The organism is Natrialba sp. PRR66 (assembly GCF_034808065.1).
Classification (GTDB): Archaea; Halobacteriota; Halobacteria; order Halobacteriales; family Natrialbaceae; genus Natrialba; species Natrialba aegyptia.
In genome coordinates, this window is record NZ_JAXHGN010000071.1 from 1 (window position 1) to 278 (window position 278).

General features: G+C 42.4%; 1 protein-coding gene. It reads right to left on the minus strand.

What is annotated here, in order from left to right:
- Positions 1–258, minus strand: a 258-nt coding sequence (locus SM755_RS23525) for a centrosomin N-terminal motif 1-containing protein (protein ID WP_323174820.1), incomplete at its 3' end; no start/stop codon positions are given.
- Between the last annotated feature and the right edge of the window lie 20 nt (positions 259–278).

The following is a 278-nucleotide window of genomic DNA, read 5'->3' on the forward strand; positions in this document are numbered from 1 at the left end:
GTTGGCTCCCATTCGTTCTTCCAAAAAATAGATACGGATTTTCAGATTGAAGTTTTCCTTTTTCAGGGATGCTAGTTGTTCTTCGAACTCCTTCACAGACCTGCCCCTCATGGGCCCTTCTGGGGATCTTAATGAATTTGAAAACGTGAAGTCTGGACATGTCGAGACCTCGTTCAATTGGCTCGGGCTCGTCGTTTCCTCCAACTGAAATTTCGAAAGATCTGTATTGATTTGTTTTAGCTCGTTCTTATCAGCCATATTTTTCACTTGACATTCAC